Source organism: Pseudarthrobacter leeuwenhoeki (assembly GCF_055412885.1).
This window is the reverse complement of the sequence record NZ_JBVAYY010000004.1, coordinates 59,686-81,911: the sequence shown is the minus strand read 5'-3', so window position 1 is coordinate 81,911 and position 22,226 is coordinate 59,686. Positions and strand designations below refer to the sequence as shown.

20 protein-coding genes and 3 tRNA genes are annotated in these 22,226 nt (G+C 67.0%); 6 read left to right on the top strand and 17 right to left on the bottom strand.

The genetic code is table 11. The features are described 5' to 3' along the window. The first annotated feature begins 20 nt into the window (after positions 1–20). Genes ACZYX4_RS04630 through ACZYX4_RS04615 form a run of 4 tightly spaced genes read left to right on the top strand, consistent with a single transcriptional unit; the run spans position 21 to position 3,841 of the window. Positions 21–1,238, top strand: a complete 1,218-nt coding sequence (locus ACZYX4_RS04630; RefSeq protein WP_463874055.1) for a sensor histidine kinase — start codon at positions 21–23, stop codon at positions 1,236–1,238. 35 nt (positions 1,239–1,273) lie between these two features. Then, a complete protein-coding gene (locus ACZYX4_RS04625; protein WP_463874052.1) occupies positions 1,274–1,993 on the top strand; it encodes a LytR/AlgR family response regulator transcription factor in 720 nt (239 codons plus the stop codon). After that, positions 1,990–2,367, top strand: coding sequence for a DUF485 domain-containing protein (locus ACZYX4_RS04620; protein ID WP_463874049.1), 378 nt, complete (start codon positions 1,990–1,992; stop codon positions 2,365–2,367). Before ACZYX4_RS04625 ends, ACZYX4_RS04620 begins: the two co-directional genes overlap by 4 nt. 7 nt (positions 2,368–2,374) lie before the next feature. After that, complete coding sequence (locus tag ACZYX4_RS04615) at positions 2,375–3,841, top strand: sodium/solute symporter (RefSeq protein ID WP_463874262.1); 1,467 nt, start codon at positions 2,375–2,377, stop codon at positions 3,839–3,841. 6 nt (positions 3,842–3,847) lie between these two features. Here the strand turns inward: ACZYX4_RS04615 and ACZYX4_RS04610 are convergent, their stop codons facing one another. The 6 genes from ACZYX4_RS04610 to rpsB form a co-directional block, all read right to left on the bottom strand. Further along, entirely contained in the window at positions 3,848–4,426 is a 579-nt protein-coding gene (locus ACZYX4_RS04610) for a DivIVA domain-containing protein (protein ID WP_463874046.1), read from the bottom strand. 80 nt (positions 4,427–4,506) lie between these two features. After that, positions 4,507–5,427, bottom strand: a complete 921-nt coding sequence (locus ACZYX4_RS04605; protein WP_463874043.1) for a phosphatidate cytidylyltransferase — start codon at positions 5,425–5,427, stop codon at positions 4,507–4,509. Then, entirely contained in the window at positions 5,427–5,984 is a 558-nt protein-coding gene (frr, locus tag ACZYX4_RS04600) for a ribosome recycling factor (protein WP_463874040.1), read from the bottom strand. The genes ACZYX4_RS04605 and frr overlap by 1 nt, the downstream gene beginning before the upstream one ends. Before the next feature lie 121 nt (positions 5,985–6,105). Beyond that, positions 6,106–6,843 carry a UMP kinase gene (gene pyrH / locus ACZYX4_RS04595; protein WP_463874039.1) on the bottom strand — a complete coding sequence of 246 codons (738 nt, stop codon included), beginning with the start codon at positions 6,841–6,843 and terminating at the stop codon, positions 6,106–6,108. A gap of 223 nt (positions 6,844–7,066) precedes the next feature. Beyond that, positions 7,067–7,903, bottom strand: coding sequence for a translation elongation factor Ts (gene tsf, locus ACZYX4_RS04590; protein WP_463874038.1), 837 nt, complete (start codon positions 7,901–7,903; stop codon positions 7,067–7,069). A gap of 152 nt (positions 7,904–8,055) precedes the next feature. Continuing rightward, entirely contained in the window at positions 8,056–8,964 is a 909-nt protein-coding gene (gene rpsB, locus ACZYX4_RS04585) for a 30S ribosomal protein S2 (RefSeq protein ID WP_463874037.1), read from the bottom strand. A gap of 534 nt (positions 8,965–9,498) precedes the next feature. Here rpsB and ACZYX4_RS04580 point away from each other — a divergent pair. Continuing rightward, positions 9,499–10,047 carry a M23 family metallopeptidase gene (locus tag ACZYX4_RS04580; RefSeq protein ID WP_463874036.1) on the top strand — a complete coding sequence of 183 codons (549 nt, stop codon included), beginning with the start codon at positions 9,499–9,501 and terminating at the stop codon, positions 10,045–10,047. Positions 10,048–10,152: 105 nt separating this feature from the next. Here ACZYX4_RS04580 and ACZYX4_RS04575 read toward each other — a convergent pair whose 3' ends face one another. The 6 genes from ACZYX4_RS04575 to ACZYX4_RS04550 all read right to left on the bottom strand — a co-directional run bounded on the left by ACZYX4_RS04575 (position 10,153) and on the right by ACZYX4_RS04550 (position 15,586). Next, complete coding sequence (locus ACZYX4_RS04575; RefSeq protein WP_463874035.1) at positions 10,153–11,343, bottom strand: acyl-CoA dehydrogenase family protein; 1,191 nt, start codon at positions 11,341–11,343, stop codon at positions 10,153–10,155. 302 nt (positions 11,344–11,645) lie between these two features. After that, positions 11,646–11,719 (bottom strand) — tRNA-Ile (locus ACZYX4_RS04570). A gap of 82 nt (positions 11,720–11,801) precedes the next feature. Next, positions 11,802–12,998, bottom strand: coding sequence for a glycosyltransferase (locus tag ACZYX4_RS04565; RefSeq protein ID WP_463874034.1), 1,197 nt, complete (start codon positions 12,996–12,998; stop codon positions 11,802–11,804). Positions 12,999–13,078: 80 nt separating this feature from the next. Beyond that, positions 13,079–14,008: a DMT family transporter gene (locus ACZYX4_RS04560; protein WP_463874032.1), complete on the bottom strand. Its 930-nt coding sequence runs from the start codon at positions 14,006–14,008 to the stop codon at positions 13,079–13,081. Further along, complete coding sequence (locus ACZYX4_RS04555; RefSeq protein WP_463874031.1) at positions 14,008–14,643, bottom strand: CDP-alcohol phosphatidyltransferase family protein; 636 nt, start codon at positions 14,641–14,643, stop codon at positions 14,008–14,010. The genes ACZYX4_RS04560 and ACZYX4_RS04555 overlap by 1 nt, the downstream gene beginning before the upstream one ends. A gap of 55 nt (positions 14,644–14,698) precedes the next feature. Further along, entirely contained in the window at positions 14,699–15,586 is an 888-nt protein-coding gene (locus ACZYX4_RS04550; protein WP_463874029.1) for a phage holin family protein, read from the bottom strand. A 182-nt stretch (positions 15,587–15,768) separates the two neighbouring features. Between ACZYX4_RS04550 and ACZYX4_RS04545 the strand changes: the two genes are divergently transcribed. Then, positions 15,769–16,992, top strand: coding sequence for a multidrug effflux MFS transporter (locus ACZYX4_RS04545; protein WP_463874028.1), 1,224 nt, complete (start codon positions 15,769–15,771; stop codon positions 16,990–16,992). Between the two features lie 344 nt (positions 16,993–17,336). Here ACZYX4_RS04545 and ACZYX4_RS04540 read toward each other — a convergent pair. The 5 genes from ACZYX4_RS04540 to dusB all read right to left on the bottom strand — a co-directional run bounded on the left by ACZYX4_RS04540 (position 17,337) and on the right by dusB (position 22,213). Then, positions 17,337–17,409, bottom strand: a tRNA-Asn gene (locus ACZYX4_RS04540). A gap of 136 nt (positions 17,410–17,545) precedes the next feature. Continuing rightward, positions 17,546–17,618 (bottom strand) — tRNA-Asn (locus tag ACZYX4_RS04535). A 99-nt stretch (positions 17,619–17,717) separates the two neighbouring features. Further along, positions 17,718–19,676, bottom strand: a complete 1,959-nt coding sequence (gene dnaG, locus ACZYX4_RS04530; protein WP_463874027.1) for a DNA primase — start codon at positions 19,674–19,676, stop codon at positions 17,718–17,720. Between the two features lie 73 nt (positions 19,677–19,749). Beyond that, positions 19,750–21,039 carry a deoxyguanosinetriphosphate triphosphohydrolase gene (locus ACZYX4_RS04525; RefSeq protein WP_463874026.1) on the bottom strand — a complete coding sequence of 430 codons (1,290 nt, stop codon included), beginning with the start codon at positions 21,037–21,039 and terminating at the stop codon, positions 19,750–19,752. Continuing rightward, a complete protein-coding gene (gene dusB / locus ACZYX4_RS04520; RefSeq protein WP_463874024.1) occupies positions 21,032–22,213 on the bottom strand; it encodes a tRNA dihydrouridine synthase DusB in 1,182 nt (393 codons plus the stop codon). Before dusB ends, ACZYX4_RS04525 begins: the two co-directional genes overlap by 8 nt. Positions 22,214–22,226 lie beyond the last annotated feature (13 nt).

The window sequence follows — 22,226 nt, the reverse complement described above, 5'->3', positions numbered from 1 at the left end:
TGCCGCGATACGCTGGGCCCATGCCCGACTCTCCCCTGTTCATCGCCGCCGCCATCGCCGTGATCGCTGCGGCGATCGCCGTCGTCGCCGCCGTTGGACTCAAGGTGCTCCGCTCCTTCCGGGAGCTTGGCACGGACGCCGAACGGGCCACCTACAAGACGCTGCATGCGGCCTCGCGCGCCGGCCAGCACCTGAGGACAGGCCTGAATCCCGCCGGCGCCGCCAAAGCCAGCCGGCAGCTGCGCAGCCTGCTGGGCTGCGACGCGCTGGCGATCACGGATACCAATGGCGTGCTGGCCTGGGACGGTGCCGGGGAGGCGTTCAAACCGCTGCTGATGGAGCTCGCGGCCGGAGTGCTCGACGGCGGCCATACCGCCGTCATTCCGGCCGGCGAAGTGCAGGAACTCGCTCAGGGCAAGGGCACCGTGGCGACCCGCGCCGACGTCGAACGCGCCGCTGTGATCGCCCCGATCAGGGCCGGGACCCGGGTGGTGGGCGTCGTGGCGGCCTTCGCCCCGGCGGCCGGTGCCGGGCTGGTCCGGGCCACCAGCGAGGTGGCCGACTGGGTGGCCACGCAGGTGGAACTGGCCGAACTCGACGCGTCCCGCACGCTGCTGATGGAGGCCGAGGTGCGTGCGCTCCGGGCGCAGATCAGCCCGCACTTCATCTACAACTCCCTGAACGCGATCGCGTCCTTCATCAACACCGATCCGGTCAGGGCCCGGGAGCTGGTGGTGGAGTTCGCCGACTTCACCCGCTATTCCTTCCGCCGGCACGGGGACTTCACCACCCTTGCCGAGGAGCTGCGCTGCATCGACCGCTACCTGCTGCTGGAACGGGCCCGGTTCGGCGACCGTGTGCAGGTGAGCCTGCGGATTGCCCCTGAAGTGCTCAGTACCGTAATCCCCTTCCTGAGCCTGCAGCCGCTGGTGGAAAACGCGGTCCGGCACGGCCTCGAGGCCAAGGAGGGGCCCGGCCACATTTCCATCACGGCCAACGATGCCGGTGCCTTCGCTGAGGTGACCATCGAGGACGACGGTGTGGGCATGGATCCGGAACAGCTGCAGGCAGTCCTTGCCGGGCACGGCGGCGGCGAGCATGTCGGGCTGCGCAACGTCGATGCCCGGCTGCGCCAGGTCTACGGCGACGAACACGGCCTGGTGATCGAGACGGCTCCCGGCGAAGGCACCCTGATCACGATGCGCGTCCCCAAGTCCCAGCCACGCCACGATGCCTGATAGGGGCCATCCGCCTCCGGCGTTAGTCTTGGACCATGATTAACGTCCTCGTCGCCGACGACGAGCTGCCCGCCGTGGAGGAACTGGCCTTCCTGCTCGGCCGGGACGACCGGATCGGCACCATCCACCGCGCGTCTTCCGGGACCGAGGCCCTGCGGGCCCTCGACGCCGAGGACGTTGACGCCGTGTTCCTCGACATCCACATGCCCGGACTCTCGGGCCTGGACATCGCCCGCGTCATCGCGCGCAGCAGCAATCCCCCCGCGGTCGTGTTCGTCACTGCCGATGAGGACTGCGCCCTGGAAGCGTTCGACCTGGCCGCCGTGGACTACCTGCTGAAACCCGTCCGCGCCGAGCGGCTGGCGAAGTCGATCGGCAGGATCAGCGAGCTGCTCAAGGAAGGTGCCCCGCGGCCGGAGATGATCACCGTGGACCTCGGCGGAACCACCAAGATGATCCGCCGCGAAGACGTCACCTACGTCCAGGCACAGGGCGACTACGCCAGGTTGCACACCGCGGACGCCAGCTACCTCATCCGGGTCCCGCTGGCCGATCTGGAACAGCAGTGGGCCGAAGCCGGGTTCCTGCGGATCCACCGCTCCTACCTCATCGCGCTGAACCATGTCAGCCATATGAAGCTTGCCGCCGCCCGGCCCAGTGTCACCGTGGCGGGGGCCGAACTGCCCATCAGCCGGCGGCACCTGCCCTCCGTGCGGGAAAAGCTCGAGGCCACCCGGATCCGGCCGCAGGCATGACCCGCGTCCGCGTCACTGCCCCCCGCACCCTTCCGCCGGGAAGCGGCGCGCTGCCAGCCGCACGGTCGGCCGCCGATTCGCGCGACGCCGCCGAGGAATCCGACGCCGGCCAGGTGTTTGTCCGCTCGCTGATCCGATCGCAGTTAAGGCTTGGCGTGGTCGTGGCCGCCGGATTCCTGCTGATCCTTGTCGCGTTCCCGCTCATGCTGGGACTGGTCCCGGGCCTCGCTGAGTCAACGATTATGGGTCTGCCCTTCGACTGGGTGCTGCTGGGCGCCGGGATCTATCCGGTGATCGGGCTCAGCGCCTGGCTGTATATCCGGACGGCAGCCCGGAACGAGGCCCGTTACCGGGATCTCGTCGGTGACAAGTGAGGCGACCGTGAACCCGGCCGTCGGCATCGCGGCGTTCGCCGCCGTCTCGCTGGCCACGGCCGTCATCGGCTTCTACGGGCTGCGGATCTCGCGCACCACCGGTGACTTCTACGTGGCGTCACGGACGGTCCGGCCCTGGTGGAACGCCTCCGCGATCGGCGGCGAATACCTCTCGGCGGCGAGCTTCCTCGGCGTCGCCGGGCTGATCCTGCTCTCCGGCACGGATGCCCTGTGGTTTCCTGTGGGGTACACCGCCGGCTACCTGATGCTGCTGCTCTTCGTTGCCGCTCCGCTCCGCCGCTCCGGCGCCTACACGATTCCCGACTTCACCGAAGCGCGGCTCGACTCCCGGGCGGTCCGCAGCGTCACGAGCATCGTCGTCGTGATGGTCGGCTGGCTCTATATCGTCCCGCAACTCCACGGCGCGGCACTGGCGATCCGGATCACCACCGGGCTGCCGGCGTGGGTGGGGATGGTGGCCGTGGTCGCCGTCGTCTGCATCACGGTGGTGGCGGGCGGCATGCGCTCCATTACCTTTGTCCAGGCGTTCCAGTACTGGCTGAAACTGACGGCACTGGCGGTGCCGGTCCTTTTTATTCTCTTCGTGCTGGCGGACTCCGGAACCCCCGCCGTCGCGGAAGCGTATGTGAACCCGACGGGCGCGGCTCCGGCGGGGATGTACCAGAACATTTCCCTGCTGGTGGCGCTGCTGTTCGGGACGCTCGGGCTGCCGCACGTGCTGGTGCGCTTCTACACGAACCCCGACGGGCAGTCGGCCCGCCGGACCACCCTGATCGTCCTGGGCCTGTTGTCGGTGTTCTACCTCTTCCCGACCGCGTACGGGCTGATCGGCCGGATGTTCGCCCCCGAACTGGCCCAAAGCGGGCAGGCCGATGCGCTGGTGCTGCTGCTCCCCGGGGAGCTGGTGGACGGAATGGCGGGTGATCTGCTGTCCGCCCTGGTGGTCGCCGGGGCGTTTGCCGCATTCCTGTCCACGACGTCCGGGCTGGTGGTCTCCCTTGCCGGGGTCATCAGCCAGGATCTCTTCGGCGGCAGTGTGAAGGGCTTCCGCCGGGCGGCCGTGATCTCGGCGCTGGTCCCGCTGGGCCTGGCCTCCATGACGGGTTCGCTCGCATTGGCCGGCAGTGTGGGGATGGTGTTTGCGTTTACCGCGTCCACGCTCTGCCCGGTGCTCCTGCTGGGCATCTGGTGGCGCGGTCTGACCGACGCCGGGGCGATCGCCGGCATGGCGACGGGGGCCCTGCTGTGCGGCGGGGCCATGGTGGCCGGGGCCGTACTGGGTGCCGGCGGAACCCCGTCGTGGCTGGCGCAGCCCGCCGCCTGGACGGTGCCGGCCGCGTTCGCCGTGATGGTCCTGGCGTCGCGGGCCACCAGGAAGCGCGTGCCGCGGGGCATCACCCGGCTCATGACGCGGCTGCACACTCCGGAACGGCCGCTGGTCACCGAACGCTGAAGGCGCTCAATCGATGGCGGCCATGAGTTCGACGGCCCGGTCCAGGAAGGCGTCCACCTGGTTTTCCTCGTAGCCGTCCTTGCCGACGGCGGGACGGAAGACGGCGCGGCGGACACTGTCCACGCTCAGCGGCTTGTCCTTGTCGAGGTATCCGATCAGATCGTGGCAGAGATCATCCACGTCCGTGGTGTTGTAGCTGCGGGCTTTGGCCTTGCCCGGGCGCCGGAAGCGCTGCCCGTCCGGGCGGTGCAGACGCCCGCGGAGCAGGCCGGCGAGCCGGCCGATCTCGCGGAGCCATGCTTCCTCGCCGCGTTCGGCCACGAGTTCATCGCGTTCCCGCAGGGCAAGGGCATCCTCCAGCCGGTCCAGGGCCGCGTCCACGCCGGCCGCCGCATAGCCGCCCTTGACGGGGTCGAAGGAGACCGCCCTGACGTCCCCGCTCTTGACCGCGCGGGCGGCGGACTGGGGCGCTTCAAATGACACCCGTGCGCGCTGCATGAACTGGTCGACCTGCTTGGCGTTGTAGCCGTACCCGGTCCGCTGCACGCGGTCAAAGGACGCAGGAATATGCCGCTGAATGTCCACTGTTCTGTTGTTCCTTCAATGCCGTTCGACGGGTGTGGCCGGCACCATTCTAGGGGCCGGAAGGTGGAAAAGCGGGTGTCTCACACGCCGGCAAAGACGGAGTAGAGGATGTATGCCACCGGACACGCGAAGGCGATCGAGTCCAGCCGGTCCATGACCCCGCCGTGGCCGGGCAGGATGCTGCTCATGTCCTTGATCCCGAGTTCACGTTTCACCATGGACTCGGAGAGGTCTCCGGCAGTGGCCGCGGCCACCATGCCCACGGCCAGGACGACACCGAACCACCAGGGCTTGTCCAGCAGGAAGATGGCGGCGGGCACTCCGACTACCGTGGCGCCGGCAAGGGATCCGGCGAAACCTTCCCAGGTCTTTTTTGGACTGATCTTCGGCGCCATCGGGTGCTTGCCGAGGGAGGCCCCCACGAGGTACCCGAAGGTGTCGTTGGCGACCACCAGCAGCAGGATGGTGGCAATCTGCCACGCTCCGGGGGGAACAACGCCGTCGGGCCACAGCCTCACTGGTGTCTCCCCCGCAAAGGGGCGCAGCGGCAGCAGGGCGAAGCTGATCAGGAACGGGATCCAGGCCAGGGTGAAGACACCGGCGAAGATACTGCGCGCGGAACCGGCAGCACCTTCCATGGACCGCCAGATCAGGGCCGCGACGCTGCTGAGCACCATCGCGAACAGGAGGCTTTCGGTGCCGCCGAAGTAGGCGGCCGCCGGCATCGCAACCGTGCCGGTCATCACCGGAACAATCGGCAGCCTGGTGCCGGTGGTTTCCAGTGCCCGGAAGACTTCCCACACACCAAAGACCCCGAAGGCAGTGACAATGAGCACGAACCCCAGCGGAAAAAACAGCAGTCCGCCGAGGACAACCCCGAGCAGGCCCAGGCCCACCGCAGTAGCGGCGGGCAGATTCCTGCCGGCTTTGGGCGTCGGATTCCTCCGCTGCTTCCCCCGCCCCCGGACGTCCGCCCCGGGGTCCCCCTGTTCCTGCGCCATCAGACCTCTAGCAGCTCGGCTTCCTTGCGCTTGAGCAGTTCGTCGATCCCGTCGACGTGAGCCTTGGTCATGGCATCCAGTTCCTTTTCGCCACGGCTGCCCTCGTCCTCACCGGCATCGCCGTCCTTGACCAGCTTGTCCAGGGTTTCCTTGGCCTTACGGCGGATGTTGCGGATGGACACCTTGGCGTCCTCGCCCTTGGACTTGACGATCTTGACGTATTCCTTGCGGCGCTCCTGCGTGAGGTCCGGGATGGTGATCCGGATGACGTTGCCGTCGTTCGACGGGTTGGCGCCGACCTCGGAGTCGCTCAGCGCGCGCTCGATATCGCGCAGGGCGGTCTTGTCGAAGGGCGTGATGAGGATGGTGCGGGCGTCCGGGACGGCGAAGGAGGCCAGCTGCTGCAGCGGCGTCGGGGAACCGTAGTAGTCCACGAGGACCTTGTTGTAGAGGCCCGGGGTGGCGCGGCCGGTCCGGATCGAGGCGAAGTCTTCCTTGGCTACTTCAACCGCCTTGTCCATCTTTTCCCCGGCTTCGAGCAAGGTTTCTTCGATCACGGTCTCTCCTCAGAAATTGGTGCACCCGCCGCCGGCGGGATGCTGCACTGTCTTGGTGGTGTTCCGTCGGCCTGCCCCGGATCCGGGGAGCGGAACTGTCCTGAAAACATCCTAGCCGTTGCTAGGGGGTGACGACGGTGCCCAGGTCCTCGCCCAGAATGGCGCGGGTGACGTTGCCTTCGCCTTCCATGCCGAACACGACCATCGTGAGGTTGTTGTCCTTGCACATGGTCATGGCGGTCTGGTCCATTACCCGGATGTCGCGGCGCAGGGCGTCGTCGTAGCTGAGGTGGTGCAGTTTCTCGGCCGTGGGGTCCTTCTTCGGGTCCGCGGTGTAGACGCCGTCGACGCCGCTCTTGGCCATCAGGACGACATCGGCGTGGACCTCCATGGCGCGCTGGGCGGCCACGGTGTCGGTGGAGAAGTACGGCAGTCCGGCGCCGGCGCCGAAGATGACGACACGGCCCTTTTCCATGTGGCGGATCGCGCGGCGCGGAATGTACGCTTCTGCGACCTGGCCCATGGTGATGGCGCTCTGGACACGGGTTTCGACGCCGGCCTGTTCCAGGAAGTCCTGGAGGGCCAGGCAGTTCATGACCGTGCCGAGCATGCCCATGTAGTCGGCGCGGGAACGGTCCATGCCACTCTGGGACAGTTGGGCGCCGCGGAAGAAGTTTCCGCCGCCGACGACGATCGCAACCTCGACGTCGGGGACTGCTGCGGCGATCTGCTTGGCCACGCCGCGGACGGTGTCAGGATCAACGCCGAGCTTCCCGCCGCCGAAGACCTCGCCCGACAGCTTCAACAGGACTCGGCGCCGGCTCTTCTTTGGCTGGGCTGAAGTAGTGACGGTTTCCATGGTGCCTCCCGTTGGTGAACTCTGAAAAAGGGTATCGTGCCGGGGACCAAAGGCGTCATTCCGCCCGGTCCCGGGACCGCGCCCCGGGAAGGTCTCCCGGGTTTATGACCTGCAGGCAAACCCTGCGTGCATACCCTGTGCATGCAAAAGGGGCGGCCACCGCAGTGACCACCCCCTCAGCGTGTCTGACTAGTGTCAGACTAAGCGTCTGACCGGAGTCTGGCTAGGAACCGACGCGGAAACGCGCGAATGCGGTGCCCTTGACGCCGGCCTCTTCGAGGACCTGCGCGACAGACTTTTTGGCATCCTTGGCGAATGCCTGGTCGAGGAGAACCTCGCCCTTATAGAAGCCAGTGACACGGCCTTCCACAATCTTGGTCATGGCTGCTTCGGGCTTGCCTTCAGCCTTGGCAGTCTCCTCAGCGATGCGACGCTCGGACTCGACGAGCTCGGCCGGAACGTCCTCGCGGGAGAGGTAGTTCGGGGACATCGCAGCAACGTGAACGGCGATGTCGTGGGCCGCGGTTGCAGCTGCTTCGCCTTCGCCGTCAACAGCGAACAGCACGCCGACCTGGGCCGGGAGATCCTTGGAGGTCTTGTGCAGGTAAGCGTCGACCGTGGCGGCTTCGAGGCGGGCGATACGGCGGACAACAACCTTCTCGCCCAGAACGGCGCCCTCTTCGACGACGACCTCGGACAGCGGCTTGCCGTCGACCTCGGTGGCGAGCAGGGTCTCGAGATCGGCAGCGCCGGACTCGACGGCGACAGCCAGGACCTTGTCGGCGAGCTGGATGAACTTGTCAGCCTTCGCAACGAAGTCGGTCTCGCAGTTGACTTCAATCATTACGCCAACGCCGCCGGCGACCTTGGCGGCAACCAGGCCTTCCGCGGTGGAGCGGCCCTCGCGCTTGGTGGCGCCCTTGAGGCCCTTGATGCGGATGATTTCGATGGCCTTCTCGGCGTCACCGTTGGCCTCGTCAAGAGCCTTCTTGACATCCATCATGCCGGCGCCCGTGCGCTCGCGCAGAGCCTTGATATCAGCGGCAGTGTAGTTCGCCATGTGAACCCCTCTGTCTAGAAATTTTATGTGGTGTACGGACTGACAGGACGGCAGCTCACAGAAGTGAGCGGCCATCCTGTCAGTTCCCCTGACGCGCAGAGCGTGTGGGGAGATCCGGGTTTACTTGTCGGCTGGGCCGGCAGTCTGTGTGACTACTTGGCTTCGCCGGCGGCGTCGTCGGCAGCCGGAGCGGCCTCGACGGGTGCCTCAACAGCCGCCGGGGCGGCCTCTGCGGCGGGTGCCTCTTCAGCCGGAGCGGCTTCTGCGGCCGGAGCGGCAGCGGCCTCTTCGGCCTTGCTGCCTTCGAGGAGCTCGCGCTCCCACTCGGCCAGCGGCTCTACCGGAGCTTCCGTGGTGCCGGTGGCGCGCTGGTTGCGGGCGATCAGGCCCTCAGCAACGGCGTCAGCAACAACGCGGGTCAGCAGGTTGACGGAGCGGATGGCGTCGTCGTTACCCGGGATCGGGAAGTCGACTTCGTCCGGATCGCAGTTGGTGTCCAGGATGGCAACAACCGGGATGTTCAGCTTCTTGGCTTCGTCGACAGCAAGGTGTTCCTTCTTGGTGTCAACGATCCACAGCGCGGAAGGCGCCTTCGTCAGGTTGCGGATACCACCGAGGTTGGTTTCCAGCTTGGTGAGTTCGCGGCGAAGGAGCAGCAGTTCCTTCTTGGTGTAAGCGGAACCGGCGACGTCGTCGAAGTCGATCTCTTCGAGTTCCTTCATGCGCTGGATGCGCTTGGAGACCGTCTGGAAGTTGGTCAGCATACCGCCGAGCCAACGCTGGTTGACGTACGGCTGGCCAACGCGGGTGGCCTGCTCGGCGATGGATTCCTGTGCCTGCTTCTTGGTGCCAACGAAGAGAACAGTGCCGCCGTGTGCAACGGTGGCCTTCACGAACTCGTAGGCACGGTCGATGTAGGACAGCGACTGCTGCAGGTCAATGATGTAGATGCCGTTGCGCTCCGTGAAGATGAATCGCTTCATCTTCGGGTTCCAACGGCGGGTCTGGTGTCCAAAGTGGACGCCGCTGTCAAGCAGCTGGCGCATAGTTACGACGGGCATGCCGGCGCTCCTTCCGGCAGGTCATTCATGAGACAGCCCATGGGCTGTCTTACCCTGCCAATAGTTGACGGTTGATTAGCACCCCCCAGGCGGGCGGCGCTCCTGGCATCCACTGCGCTTCTCCACCGGGCCACAGGCCCGGACCGAAAGAAGCACAGTCCTCCGCACCCCGAAGAGTGAAAGCTCCGAATGAGGAGGGCTGGATACGCGTAGTCAGCCGCTGCTCCCCCGCACCCCTGAATGAGGCGTGCCGGCTTAGACAATTACCTTGATCAAGCGTGAGGTCACAGCAAACTGCTCCACCAACTGTACTACAGGGGCGGTGCCGGAGTGGACGGTTTGCGGGGGCTGGCGGAGGGCAGGACCGGGACCGGGCGGGGGCGGGCGGGGGGCCGTCGCCCCCGCCGGAACGGGCGCCATGCGGGGCCCCGCCCGGGGTGGCCGGCGGCATTGTCCGCGTGCCGCCTTTTGCGCTTATCCACATACGCCGGGCGGGCGCTTTCGTCGATCCGGCGCCAGCAGCAGGCTTGATTCATGAAAACTCCGGCGTATGTTGCCGTCCCTGCTGCCGCACTGCTTCTGGCGTTATCCCCTGTTGCGGTGTCCGCAAGCCGAGGACCGGATCCCGGCTCCGCGACCGGCCCCGGCATGGTGACCGCCGGATGGAGCTGGCCGCTGAATCCCCGGCCAGCTGTTCTGCGCGCCTTTGATCCGCCGGCAAGACCGTGGCTGAGCGGTCACCGCGGCGTGGATCTCCGGGCATCGCACGACGGCGCCCCGGTCACCTCGCCGGCGTCCGGAAAGGTGAGCTTTTCCGGCATTGTGGTGGACCGTGCGCTCATCACCGTCGACCATGGCGCCGGGCTGCGGAGCAGCTTCGAGGCGGTTCGCAGCGATCTTGCGGCGGGCGCCGCCGTCGCGGAGGGGGATGTCCTGGGGTGGATCCAGCCCGGCCACTGCACACCAGCGCCCTGCGTCCACTGGGGCGTCCGCCGCGGCGAGGAGTACCTCAATCCGCTGGCCTTCGTGACAGACCTGCGGCCCTCCGTGCTGCTGCCTCCCCTTGATCCCGCACCCGGATAGGGGCGCGGCGGGCGGTTCAGGACGAAGGGCCGCGGGCCGTGGTGCCGGCTGCCGGCTGCCGGGCGCGGGGCGTCTTGGGGCCGCCGTGCGCCGTGGGGCCGTTTCCTAGACGATCGCGGAGATGCCCGTGATCGCCCGGCCGGTGACGAGGGTGTTGATCTCGTGGGTGCCCTCGTAGGAGTAGATGGCCTCGGCATCCGAGAAGATCTTGGCCATCTCGTAGTCGGTCACGATCCCGTTGCCGCCGAGGATGCCGCGGCCCAGGGCCACACTCTCGCGCATGCGGGCCGTGGTGAAGGCCTTGGCCAGGGCTGACTGCTCGTCCTTGGCCTGGCCCAAATCCTCCAGCTGGGCGAGCCGAACCATCATGCCCATCGAGCTGACAGCATTGCCAAGGATCTGCACGAGCTGGTGCTGCACCAGCTGGAAGGAGGCGATCGGGCGCCCGAACTGGCTGCGCTCCACGGCGTAGCGGCGGGCGACATCGAAGGCGGCGAGCTGCTGGCCGACCGCCTGCCAGGCAACAGCCAGCCGGGTGACCTTGAGGACCTTGTTCGTGTCGCGGAAGCTGTTGGCGTTTGCGAGCTTGAAGAAGTCCGGGACCACGACGTTCTCGAGGGTGATGTCGGCGTTCTGCACGGTGCGCAGCGAGATCTTGTTCTCGATCTTGGTGGCGCTGTAGCCCTCGGTCTTGGTGTCCACAAGGAAGCCCTTAACCTGGTTGTCGGCGAGGTCGCGGGCGTAGATGACCACCCAGTCGGAGAACGTGGCGTTGCCGATCCAGCGCTTGGCTCCGTTGAGGATCCAGCTGTCCCCCTCCTTGCGGGCTGTGGTGCGGGTGCCACCCGCGACGTCGGATCCGCCGAGGGGTTCGGTGAGGCCGAACGCGCCGATCTTCTTGAGCGAGTAGATGTCCGGCAGCCACGCTTCCTGCTGCTCCTGGGAAGCCAGCGCCTCGATGGAACCGGTGAAGAGTCCGTCGTGGACGCCGATAAAGGTCGCAATCGAGGTGTCGGCACGGGTTGTCTCGGCGTGCAGCAGGCCCGCGAAGAGGTTGGAGTAGCCCTGCCTCCGGACCGGGCTGACCAGGTCGATCTCGGCAAGCTTCGGAATCAGGTCCATCGGGAATTCGGCGCGGTTCCAGCAGTCAACGGCGATCGGCTTGACCTCGCGGGCCAGGAACTCGCGGACCTCTGCGAGCCGGTCCCGCTCCTTGCCGGTGAGCAGCTGCTCGAACGCAAAGAAGTCGCCGTCGGCGTAAGGGAGGTTGTTGATGTCGATGTCAGCTTTGGACATGGTGTTCCTTCACGTGGGATCAGCAGCGACCAGGAAAACGCGGGCGTTGCGCCGGTATGTTACTCGCGAGTAACTTACCGCAGTTCGGGCGGACACCGCAAGTGATGGAGGTCATGCGGAGGGTCAAAAACAGGGCGCATTCGCTCGCCGGGCCAGGGTTTCGGCGCCAGCCCGGCCCGGGCCGGCCCGGGACGAAACTCCCCCAGACAAACCAGCCGGCCAAACCAAAGGAGCCGGGCCGACGTGCAGCGTCAGCCACGGCTCCCGTGAATGCGGCTCCCTCACAGGGTTCCGCGGAAATGTAGGGCTACTCGGACTTGAACCGAGGACCTTAGGATTATGAGTCCCGCGCTCTAACCAGCTGAGCTATAGCCCCTTGCGGCCGGCAACCGTTCCGGCCCGCGCGGGGCCGGAACGCTTCCGGGCGAAAATCACTCTAGCAATAGTAGTGCCCCGGTTCAGACAGCGAGGTCGTCGTAGCTGGCCCCGCGGTACAGTTCCTCGAAGGAACGCAGCGTGCGTTCCAGGCTGTGGTTCTCCACCAAGCCCCGGCTCGCCTTGCCCATCGCCGCCAGCTCATCATCCGGGAGCGACAGCACGCGGACCATCTTGGCTGCGAGGTCATCGCTGTCATTGGGCGTAAACAGGTAGCCGTTCTCGCCGTCGCGCACCAGGTGCGGCAGCGCCATGGCGTCAGCGAGCAGCACCGGAGTGGAGGCGGACATCGCTTCCAGAGTCACGAGCGACTGCAGTTCAGCGGTGCCTGGCATGCAGAACAGGTCCGCCGCCAGGTAGGCCTGGCGGAGATCGGCGTCGCTGGCCAGGCCGAGGAACGTGACCCGGTCCTGCAGCCCCAGCCGCGCAACCTGGGCTTCGAGGGCCGGGCGCACTTCCCCGCCGCCGACAATTTCGAGGTGGACGTCCAGTTCCCGGGGCGTCTTGGCGACGGCGTCGACCAGGACATCGATGTGCTTCTCCTCGGCGAGCCGGCCAACGAACAGCACGGTCGGGTTCGGGTGGCGCTCCAGCTCTTCCCCGGGCTTGAGTTCGTAGGCCGCGGAGTCGATGCCGTTGGACAGCGGCAGGACATGGCGGAGGAACGCGTGCTGGTGCATCGCCTTGGCTGCCAGCGGCGTCGGGGTGGTGACGACGTCCGCCTGACCCATGACCTTGCCCATGTCCTTCCAGGAAACGCGGCCCACGATGTCCTTGAACCACTGCGGGAATGGCAGGAACGGGTTCAGGTTTTCAGGCATGAAGTGGTTGGTCGCCACAATCCGGATTCCGCGTTTGACGGCCTCGTAAAGCACGTGCTCGCCGATCATGTAGTGGCTCTGGATGTGCACCACGTCGGGCTGGATGCGGTCGAACAGCAGGCTGATTTCCTTCTTGATTTCCCAGGGGAGGGTGATCCTGAAGTATTCGTGCGTGGGGACTGAGTGCGAGCGGATCCGGTGGACCGTACCCTCCTCGCTGAACTCGGTGTAGCTCTTGCCTTTGTCCGGTCGGCAGGCCAGGACGTGAACATCGTGTCCGCGGGCCTTCATGCCCTTGGCCAGGCGGTAGCCGAACATGGCTGCACCGTTGACGTGGGGCGGGTACGTGTCGGCGGCAATCAGGATGGTCAGCGGGTGCTGGTTGTCAGGCATGGTCACGTGGAAAGCTCCTGGTGGTCATGGTGCGGGCAGCTGGGACTCATGGTGGCCGACTGGCTGTCGGCGCAAGCGTGCCGTGCCTACTGTAAAGGTCTGTTGACGTCCTGCGGCACCCGCCCCGCGGCCTTCCGCGCGTCCTTCTTGCGCTTGATGACTTCGGGATGGTGCCTGGACAAAGCGATCACTCCCACGATAGCAAGCGAACCGGCCGCCCCCATCGCTATCGCCGTCACGGGGTGGACATCGGGGCGCAGCTCGCCAAGGATGGTGATGCCGATCGCAATCCCGACGATCGGGTCGATCACGGTCAGCCCGGCAATCACGAGGTCCGGCGGGCCGCCGGAGTAGGCGTTTTGGACGAACCACGAGCCAAGGACGCCGGCGGCAACGATCGCGACCACCGAGTACCACGGCACATTCGCGATGCCCAGGCCATTCGGCTCCAGCAGGTGCTTGCCGATGATGCGGGTCAAAACGGCGACGAAGCCGAACAGGATGCCCGCGCCCAGGATATAGATGAAGGCGCTCATCCGGTGCCTGAACACCAGGGCCAGCGTCCCGAACAGTCCGACAGTCAGCGCCAGCAGCAGCACGATGATCACTTCGTCGGAGGAGCTGACCTGGTGGGTTTCCTGGGTCACGGTGACCGCCAGAATGACGAACAGGGCCGAGCCGGTGACACAGGCGGAGATGGCCACGACCGTGGCCCGGTTGATGCTCAGCCCCTGGTCCTTGGCGTTGACGATCGTGGTGATCACGAGGGCGATCGCCCCGATCGGCTGGACCACGGTCAGTGGTGCCATGACCAGGGCGACGGCGTTCAACGCCATGCCAACGGCCAGCAGCAGCAGGCCGAACACCCAGCGTGGGTTGCGGATCAGGCGGAGCATGCCGTGTTTGTTGAGCGCCAGTCCCCCGGTGTCCGCCTTGACCGCACTGCCTTGGCGCTGGGCGCCGAACGCGAGGCAACATGCACCCAGTACAGCAAGCAGCACGGCGAACCACACCATCAGAGGGTGCCGCCGTCGACGTCGGGCTCGCCGCTCTTGAGCTTTCTGCCCTTGCGGATGATGGCCCAGAAGTAGTTGTAGCCCGCGATCCAATGCCCCACGAGGCCCAGCCCAAGGAAGATCCAGGCGGCGGTGAGGTACACCTCGGTGCCCGGGACCGGGAGCTTCGAGAGCACGAGCAGCGGCGTGCCGACCAGCAGGAGCGCAGTCCGGATCTTGCCGATCCGGCTCACCGGGAGGTCAGGGTGGCCGTGGAAATAATAGAGCGACAGGGCGAGCAGGATGGCATCGGGAATCAACAGCGCCGCGAGGTACCACCACTCCACGACGCCGGCGATCACGAGCGTCACGGCAACCGCGATGAGCGACATCCGGTCGGCGATGGGATCCATGACCCGCCCGAGGTTGGACATCTGGTCGAACCGGCGGGCGACGTAGCCGTCCACCCAGTCCGTGCTGCCCATGATCGCCAGGACGAGGGCGGCGTAGCCGTATTCCTGCACCCCGAGTACGAGCCAGATGAAGAGCGGTACGCCCAAGAACCGCACCACGGTCAACACGTTGGGGATCGTGAAAACCCTGTTGTGGTGAATCTGGGGCTGACCAGGCCGGGAACCGGCGCCGATGAACCTCATCCAGTCCCCCTTTCCGTGGCCGGCAACGATCGCTCGTTGCAGTTCAGCGGGCTACCTAGCCCTTGATCAGTTTGCGCAGCAGGAACACGAGGGCGGCGGCTGAGGCGGTGAATGCGACAAGCGGCTTCCACCGCTGGCCCAGCTGTTCTGCCACGCTGTCAACACCGGCGCCCGCCGCCGCTGCCTGCCGTTGCGCGCGGCGGCTGGCGGCGTCCCGGACACCGGCGACCTTGCCGCTGAGCTGTTCCTTGCCGTCCTGCAGCTTCACCTGGGCCACGGCCAGGAGCGCCTGCGACTGGGTCTTGACGTCCAGCTCCGCGTTGAGTTCATCGCGGACTCCGGTGAGGTGGGTGCGGCGCTGGTCCAGCCGGCGTCGCAGTTCCTCTTCGGTGGGCGGCGGACCGAAGTCCGGCCCGGCGGCCTTCTTGGCTTCCTTCTCAGCCTGGGCCTTGGCGGCGGCTTCTGCCTTGGCGGCCTTGGCTGCCTTGTACTGCTCGGATTCCGGATCCAGCACGGCAGGATCGAACGCGGAGCCTTCCTTGGCGATGCCAAGGTCGTGCTTGAGGCCCCGGATGGTTTCTTCCGGAACCAGTGGCATGGCCTTCTTGAACCTGCCGACCCCCAGCAGGCCGGCGATCAGGGCGATCAGCAGGAAGACGCCGCAGACCAGCAGGGCCGCGAGCCAGGCGGGCATGATCGTCGCGAGCCCCATGATGGCGGCAACGATGAGGCCGGTGATCAGGAAAGCAACAAAAATCAGCGCGACGGCGAGAAAGGCGGCGGCAACGCCGACCTGGATACCTTTGCGCTTGATCTCGACCTTGGCTAGGGCAATCTCGTCATTGAGCTGCCGCGGAGCCAGTTTGAAGATCAGTTTCAGGGTCCTCGGCAGCGCGGAAATGCGCAGCCCCCCGCTTGTCCCGCCGCTGTGACGACCGCTCATCGGTCCCGCCTAACTGGTTACGTCTGTGATTCCGCTTCCGCGGGCTTGCCGGTCTGCGCAGCTTCACGCACACCCCGGTGTCAAAACTACCATTCAGGCTCCCGGCCGCCGCGCGTGCGCGGGCTGTGGCGCGCCCTCCGCCGCAGACTTGGCGGACCATCGTCCCCCTAGGATTGACCCCTGTGACTACACCCACGAATCCGGGCGATTCCCTGAGCCGCCGCCGCAAGCTCCTCTACATTCTGATGCTCGGCGCCCTGACTGCTCTGGGCCCCTTCACCGTGGACCTGTATCTTCCGGCTTTCCCGGCCTTGGAGGAGAGCCTGGCCGTCTCGGAGTCTGCCGTGCAGCTGACGCTGACCGGCACCACGCTCGGCTTTGCGCTGGGCCAGTTGGTGGTGGGCCCGCTGAGCGACAAGTTCGGCCGGCGGATGCCGCTGATCCTTGCCACGGCGGTGCACATTGTGGCCTCCCTGGGGGCGGCCCTGTCGACCGACATCGCGACCCTGGGCTTCTTCCGGGTAATGATGGGCATCGGCGCCGCGGGCGGCAGCGTGGTGGCCATGGCGATGGTGCGGGACCTGTTCAGCGGTTTAGCCATGGTGCGGATGTTCTCCCGGATGGCCCTGGTGAACGGCCTGGCGCCGATCCTCGCTCCGGTGATCGGATCCCAGTTGCTGCTGTTCATGCCGTGGCCGGGGATCTTCTTCTTCCTGGCCGGCTACGGCATGTGCGTCCTCATCGCCGCGATCTTCGTGGTGCGCGAGACGCTGCCCCGGGAACTACGCGGGAAAACCGGCATGACCGCCCGCCAGCGCTATGGGGTCCTGTTCGCGGACCGGATCTTTGTGGGGCTGTTGCTGGTGGGCGGAATGAACTTCGCCGGGTTGTTCACGTACCTGTCCGCGTCGCCGTTCCTGTTCCAGGACGTCTACGGCTTCAGCCCGCAGCAGTACGGCCTGCTCTTCGGCGTGAATTCGCTGGGCATCGTCGCGGGCGTGCAAACCAGTTCCAGGCTCATCCGCAAGGTCCCGCCGCAGTGGATCCTGGCCTGCTCCACGGCGTGGATGTTCCTGATGGCTTTGTTGATCGTGCTCTTCGACCAGCTGGGCTTCGGTCTGTGGGGCGTGATGGTTCCGCTGTGGTTCTACATCCTCGGCACCGGCTTCACGTTCCCCTGCGTCCAGGTGCTGGCGCTCGCCAAGCACGGCGCTCAGGCCGGGACCGCGGCCTCCCTGCTCGGTGCCGCCACTTTCCTGATGGCAGGCCTCGTCTCGCCGGTGGTGGGCTGGTTCGGCGTCACGTCATCCACCCCGATGGGCGCCGTCCAGGCCGCGTGCATCTTCCTGGCCGCAGCCGCCCTCTGGCTGGTCGTCAGGCCCCGCACGGTCCCGCCGATCCAGTAGCCACCCCCGCGCCCCCCACCACCCCGGAAGGACATGCCCAGTCTTAGCGCGCAGGGGTGGGCATGTGGGCACCATGTCCACGCAACCACCTGAGCATTGGGCATGTCCCCCGGCGGGTGGAGGCAGCGTGCGCGCACCGGAAGGACATGCCCAGTCTTAGCGCGCAGGAACGGGCATCTGGGCACCATGTCCATCCGCACAGCCCACCGCAGGGCAGGTCCCCCTGCGGGCGGGGTAGCGCCTCCGGGCGGAGCTGTACTTCGGCTGGGCACACAGCGGGCCGCCGTAGGAGGGCACAAAAAAGGTCCCGCAGCCTGGTATTTACCGGCTGCGGGACCTGTCCGCTCCTCCTGCTGGACTTGAACCAGCAACCCTTCGATTAACAGTCGAATGCTCTGCCAATTGAGCTAAGGAGGAATGAAGCAGGTACGACATTAGCAAAGGTTTTGCCGCTTAGGAAATCGGCCCGCCGTCCTCCCCGCCGTTGACCGCCAATACCCCCTCCGGGTATAGAAAAGTCCCCGTCCCGGTAACCCGGGACGGGGACTGCGCGCTCCTCCTGCTGGACTTGAACCAGCAACCCTTCGATTAACAGTCGAATGCTCTGCCAATTGAGCTAAGGAGGAATGAAGCGGATACAAGCCTAGCAAACACCCTGCCGGGAAGTGAAATTAGCCCCGGCGGGACAACCAGGGGACAACCGCGGGACAACCAGGCCGGGGCTGTCAGGCGTCCGAGCGCAGGGACCGCCGCTGCATCTCCAGCTGCATGAGCTCGCGGTTCAGCCGCTGGAACTCCTCCGGGTCGGCAGTCGCGTCCAGCCGCTGCAGCTGTCCCATCTTTTCAGCCTTGACCCGGGTGATCTGCAGCTCGAACAGGCGCGCCAGAATGTCCCTGCCGTAGCGCAGCACACCGTCGGCGGTGCTGGCCGGCAGCGGGACCACGGCCAGCTCGGACACGAGCGGGCGCAGCGGCTCGGGCACCTCCTGCAGGAGCTGTTCCACCCAGCGCGCCGGGTCACCCGCGAACGCCAGGCCGGTGGCCCGGATGGCCTCGTGGATGGCCAGATAGGCCGGCGTTGAGAACCTCGCCTCGGAGAAACGCTGCCAGGTCTCACCTTCGAGCATCCCGGGCTGCTGGAGGGCAACTTCCAGCGACTGCCTTTCCATCGCCGCCACGGGGTCGCGCGGGTCGGGACGGTTGAAGGACGGCAGCGCTGCCGACGCCGGCAAGGGAGCCAGCCCCGGGGCCGTTCCCCCGCCGGTCACCGCGGGGTACCCAGAGCCCTGGCCGCGGCCCTGCCGGTTGCCCTGCCCCGGGTGGCCGGAACCGGCTCCGCCCGACGGCGCCTGGGCGGCGCGCTTGGCGGCAGCGCCCACGGCGCGGCTGACTTCCTCGACCGGCATGCCCAGCCAGCCCGACAATTCCCGGGCGTAGGCGGGACGGATGCCGGCGTCGCGGATCTGGGCGACGACCGGGGCGGATTCCCGCAGGGCGGCGATCCGCCCCTCGACCGTGTCCAGGTTGTGCCGTTTCAGGGCGGCACGGATGGCGAATTCGAACAATGGACGGCGGGTGGCGATCAGGTCCCGGACCGCGGCGTCGCCCTTGGACTGGCGCAGCTCGCAGGGATCTGCGCCGTTGGGCTCCACGGCCACGTAGGTCTGCGCCACGAACCGCTGGTCCTCCTCGAAGGCCCGCAGCGCCGCCTTCTGGCCGGCGGCGTCGCCGTCGAAGGTGAAAATGACTTCGCCGCCGCTGCCGTCATCGGAGAGCAGACGGCGGGCGATCTTGATGTGGTCGGTACCGAAGGCCGTGCCGCAGGTGGCGACCGCGGTCGTGATTCCGGCGAGGTGGCAGGCCATCACGTCGGTGTAGCCCTCCACCACAACGAGCTGCCGGTCCTTGGCGATGCTGCGCTTGGCGAGGTCGATCCCGTAGAGCACCTGCGACTTCTTGTAGAGCGCTGTCTCGGGGGTGTTGAGGTATTTGGGGCCCTGGTCATCCTCGTAGAGCTTGCGGGCACCGAAGCCGATGGTATCGCCCGCGATGTCGCGGATGGGCCAGATCAGCCGGCCGCGGAACCTGTCATAGATCCCCCGCCCGCCCTCAGAGAACATCCCCGTGAGCTTGAGCTCGGGATCCGTGTAGCCCCGGCCGCGGAGGTGCTTGAGCAGCGAGTCCCAGCCCTGCGGGGCGTAGCCGACGCCGAACTGGTCGGCTGCGGCGCGGTCGAACCCGCGGTCGTGCAGGAAGGTGCGGCCCTCGGTGGCTCCGGGGGTCAGCAGCTGGGCGCGGAAGAACTCGTCCGCGACCTTGTGGGCATCGATCAGCCGCTGCCGGCGGCCGACGTCCTCGCGGTTCGGTCCGGAGCCGCCGTCCTCGTACCGGAGTTCGAAGCCGATCCGGGCGGCGAGCTTTTCGACGGCTTCGTGGAACGACGTGTGGTCCAGTTTCTGCACGAAGGAGATGACGTCGCCGTCCTCGCCGCAGCCGAAGCAGTGGTACCTGCCCACCTGGGGACGGACGGTGAACGAGGGCGAACGCTCGTCATGGAAAGGGCACAGGCCCTTGAAGGAGCCCAGCCCCGCTCCCTTGAGGGTCACGTAGCCGTCGACGACTTCCTTGATGTCCGTGCGCTGGCGGACTTCGTCGATGTCTTCACGTTTGATCAGGCCGGCCACAGTGCCATCCTAGTCCTGCGCCCCGGCAGGATCAGCGCAGAGCAGGGCACTGCGGGCAAGGTCACCAGTCCCGTCACCATAGCGACGGCAGGCTGCCCACGAGCCGCTCGTACATGGCAAGCGCGGAGCCGTCGGTCAACGACGCCACCTGGTCGATCACGACCCGCAGCCGCGCGCCGTCGTCCCCCGCGTCGCGCCAGTCGGCGGCGAACATCGGCTCCAGGTGGCGGTCCCCGGTGGCGCTCAGGGCCGTCACGAGGGCGTGCAGGACCTCGCGCTGGCGTTCGTAGATGGGCTGCCGGTGTTCGGTGGTCATCACGAAGGTGGTGGCCAGGCCCTTCATCACGGCGATTTCCATCACGGTCTCGTCCGGAACGATCAGCTCCGCGTTGTAGCGGGTCAGGTTCTCCGGGCCGTAACTAGTGCGGGTGGACGCCAGCGCACTCTGGCAGAACCGGCCGATCAGCTGGCTGGTCATGTCCTTGAGCGCCGCCATCGACTTGCGGCTGCCGTCGGCCTCGCGCACCCAGACGCTCGTGGCTTCCAGCCGGGCCAGGGCCGCATCAATCGCGGCCGGGTCGTGCCGGGGCAGGTACCACTGCTTGGCGTAGCCGACCACCCGGGCACGGTGGTCCGGATTGTCCATCCAGCGCAGCTGGAAGTGCCCTGCGACGATCGCATCCTCGACGTCGTGCACGGAGTAGGAGATGTCGTCGGCGAGGTCCATGACCTGCGCTTCGAGGCAGGAGCGGAGTTCCGGGGCGTCCTCGCGGATCCAGTCGAAGATCGGCAGGTCGTCCTCGTAGGCGCCAAACTTGCTGGTCCGCTCGCCGTGGATGACGGGCGCGTTCGCCGCCGACCACGGGTACTTCGCCGCGGCGTCGAGGCTGGCGCGGGTGAGGTTAAGCCCGGCGGGGCGCCCGTCCGTGGCGAGGACCTTTGGCTCCAGCCGGGTCAGCAGGCGCAGCGTCTGGGCGTTGCCTTCGAACCCGCCGATGGCGTGCGCGACCTCGTTGAGCGCCGATTCGCCGTTATGGCCGAACGGCGGGTGGCCGAGGTCGTGGCTGAGGCAGGCGGTGTCCACGACGTCAGGGTCGCAGCCCAGGGCACGGCCCAGTTCGCGCCCCACCTGGGCCACTTCGAGGCTGTGGGTGAGGCGGGTCCGGACGAAGTCGTCGGTGTCGGGGGCCACGACCTGGGTTTTGGCACCGAGCCGGCGCAGGGCCGAGGAGTGCAGCACCCGGGCCCGGTCGCGTTCGAAGTCGGAGCGGTACGTGGACTTGGGCGGTTCCTCCACCCAGCGGGCGGAGTCCCGGGCGACGTAACCGTCGAGCACGGGGGCGGTGGTCCTGGTTTCAGCCACCGGACACGTCCAGTTCCGCGTGGCTGATCTCACGCGACTGTTCGGCGTCCATGTTGCGGTCCAGCAGCCAGTCCTTGGGCAGGGCGGGTTTCTTGGGCGAGCCGGCCCGGCCGCGGGGGCCTTCGGCGTCCACACCGGGGTAGGGCGAGTCCAGGTCCAGCTGGTCCAGGGTGTCGCGCAGGACCTCAAGGCTGGTCACCATGGCCAGCCTGGTCCGCAGTTCACTGCCGACGACGTAGCCCTTGAAGTACCAGGCCATGTGCTTGCGGATCTCCCGGAGCGCCTTGCCTTCATCGTTGCCGAACGTTTCGACCATGAGCTGCGCGTGGCGGTACACGCCTTCCGCCACCTGCCGCAGGTCCGGTTTGTAGCGTGCGTCGCTGCCTTCGAAGGCCGCCATGAGGTCGCCGAACAGCCACGGGCGGCCCTGGCACCCGCGGCCCACCACAACACCGTCGACACCGGTCTCGCGGACCATGCGGATGGCGTCCTCGGCGGACCAGATGTCGCCGTTGCCGAGCACCGGGATGTCCGGCAGCGCCTCACGCAGCCGGGCAATCGCGGACCAGTCGGCCTGGCCGGAGTAGAACTGCGCAGCAGTGCGGCCGTGCAGCGCGACTGCGGCGACGCCGGAATCGCGCGCGATCCGGCCGGCGTCGAGGTAGGTCAGGTGGTCCTCGTCAATGCCCTTGCGCATCTTGATCGTCAGCGGGACGTTGCCCCGGGAGGCTTCCTTGACCGCGGTCTGCACGATCGAGGTGAACAGATCGATCTTCCAGGGCAGGGCCGAGCCGCCGCCGCGCCGAGTCACCTTGGGCACGGGGCAGCCGAAGTTGAGGTCGATGTGGTCCGCGCGGTCCTCCTCGACCAGCATCCGGACGGCCTGGCCGACGGTGACGGGGTCCACGCCGTAGAGCTGGACGGACCGGACCTTCTCGTCGTCGTCGTGCGCGATGATACGCAGGGACTCAGGCGTCCGCTCCACGAGGGCGCGGGACGTGACCATCTCGGCGACGTACAGGCCGCCGCCGTATTCACGGCAGAGCCTGCGGAACGCGGAGTTGGTGATGCCCGCCATGGGAGCCAGGATCACAGGGGTGTCCACCGTGATGGGGCCCAGCTTCAGGGGCGGGAGTTCCAGCTTGGGGGCGGGAGGGGTAGCTACAACAGTCACCATTTCATTGTCT

What these genes read in the sequence shown, in the direction of transcription:
- ACZYX4_RS04630 (WP_463874055.1), top strand. Translation starts at nt 21, where the DNA reads ATGCCCGACTCTCCCCTGTTCATCGCCGCCGCCATCGCCGTGATCGCT.
- ACZYX4_RS04625 (WP_463874052.1), top strand. Translation starts at nt 1,274, where the DNA reads ATGATTAACGTCCTCGTCGCCGACGACGAGCTGCCCGCCGTGGAGGAA.
- ACZYX4_RS04620 (WP_463874049.1), top strand. Translation starts at nt 1,990, where the DNA reads ATGACCCGCGTCCGCGTCACTGCCCCCCGCACCCTTCCGCCGGGAAGC.
- ACZYX4_RS04605 (WP_463874043.1), bottom strand. Translation starts at nt 5,427, where the DNA reads ATGGCGCAGGAACAGGGGGACCCCGGGGCGGACGTCCGGGGGCGGGGG.
- pyrH (WP_463874039.1), bottom strand. Translation starts at nt 6,843, where the DNA reads ATGGAAACCGTCACTACTTCAGCCCAGCCAAAGAAGAGCCGGCGCCGA.
- tsf (WP_463874038.1), bottom strand. Translation starts at nt 7,903, where the DNA reads ATGGCGAACTACACTGCCGCTGATATCAAGGCTCTGCGCGAGCGCACG.
- rpsB (WP_463874037.1), bottom strand. Translation starts at nt 8,964, where the DNA reads ATGCCCGTCGTAACTATGCGCCAGCTGCTTGACAGCGGCGTCCACTTT.
- ACZYX4_RS04580 (WP_463874036.1), top strand. Translation starts at nt 9,499, where the DNA reads ATGAAAACTCCGGCGTATGTTGCCGTCCCTGCTGCCGCACTGCTTCTG.
- ACZYX4_RS04575 (WP_463874035.1), bottom strand. Translation starts at nt 11,343, where the DNA reads ATGTCCAAAGCTGACATCGACATCAACAACCTCCCTTACGCCGACGGC.
- ACZYX4_RS04560 (WP_463874032.1), bottom strand. Translation starts at nt 14,008, where the DNA reads ATGGTGTGGTTCGCCGTGCTGCTTGCTGTACTGGGTGCATGTTGCCTC.
- ACZYX4_RS04555 (WP_463874031.1), bottom strand. Translation starts at nt 14,643, where the DNA reads ATGAGGTTCATCGGCGCCGGTTCCCGGCCTGGTCAGCCCCAGATTCAC.
- ACZYX4_RS04550 (WP_463874029.1), bottom strand. Translation starts at nt 15,586, where the DNA reads ATGAGCGGTCGTCACAGCGGCGGGACAAGCGGGGGGCTGCGCATTTCC.